The sequence below is a fragment of the Peribacillus sp. P4_C12 genome (assembly GCF_056402095.1).
Genome location: NZ_JBFUIB010000871.1, coordinates 1 through 1156, shown reverse-complemented (window position 1 = coordinate 1156; position 1156 = coordinate 1). Strand labels below are relative to the sequence as shown.

Genomic DNA, 1156 nt, shown 5'->3' with positions numbered 1-1156 from the left:
CAGTAGTATTTACCTTCTTCTACACCTTGATAATTCTTAGGAAACATAATGCTATGCTTTCCAAAGTTAGCCTCTGTATGTCCCCCTCTTGTAATATCGAATATGACGATCTCACAATCCCCTTTATATTGTTTCGTCTTATCAGCTAAAACGTTAGGCAGGTCTAACAAAGAATAAACAAACAGGAATCCTGATAGGAGAAATAAAAAGGCGACTCCAAGAATGTCCTTGATCGGTATCTTATACGAATTTCCGTTTTTCTTTTTCAATTTATAAAAATGCCAAAAATAAGCCGACATCCCCACAAGCATTACAAATGACAAGACTAGTAAAGAGAAATACTGTGCCAATTTCCTTCAATCCCTTTTTTATAGTTTCTTCTTATACGTTTCCCGAATCAATGATGTTTCATTTCACTTATCGCCAAATTAACCCAAAAAAGGGATGTAACCTTATGGAACTATACTGCCCCGTGAGTGCCATAAGAAAAAGGCYGCCTCAGCAACCTTCCTTATTTTGAAGTAAAGTACCCGTAAACTTAAGAAGATGTTAAGGTAATAAATTCTTCGACATCTTTAACGCATAATTCAATTCCTTTTTCCCAAAAGGCTTCTGATGTAATATCTTCCCCTAAATGCTTCATTACTAAATCTTCTGTGGGCATACTTCCTGAATCACGAAGCAAGTCTAAATAATCTTTTTCAAATTCTTTTCCTTTTTCCTTTGCCTTTGCATAAATACTAAGAGAAAATAAGTACCCGAATGTATATGGAAAGTTGTAAAATGGAGATTTGGTCATATAATAATGTGGTGTCCAAACCCAAGAATGGATAGAAGCATTATCAAGAGAACCTTCATACCCTTCATCTATTGCTTCTTGCATTAGTTCATTTAAACGTGATGATGAAACAATCCCCTCTTTACGTTCCTCGTAAAATTTCTTTTCGAACAAGAACCTAGAATGAATATTCAAGAAATTCATCACACTGCGTTTTAATTTTTCATCAAGTAAAAACAATTTTTCTTTAGTGGATTCAGCTTTTTCCATTGCAGCATCTAAGATGATCATTTCGGAAAATGTTGAAGCAGTTTCAGCAATACTCATTGGATATTGTTTATTCATTCCATTAACAGGTTTCATCGCATGGTTATGAAA

General features: G+C 34.4%; 2 protein-coding genes. Both read right to left on the bottom strand.

All coding sequences use genetic code 11. The features are described from left to right. Positions 1-269, bottom strand: a 269-nt coding sequence (locus tag AC1DUW_RS29830) for a hypothetical protein (protein WP_477644307.1), incomplete at its 3' end; no start/stop codon positions are given. 269 nt (positions 270-538) lie between these two features. Further along, positions 539-1156: M3 family metallopeptidase (locus tag AC1DUW_RS29825; protein WP_477644306.1), on the bottom strand; the 618-nt coding region annotated here is incomplete at its 5' end.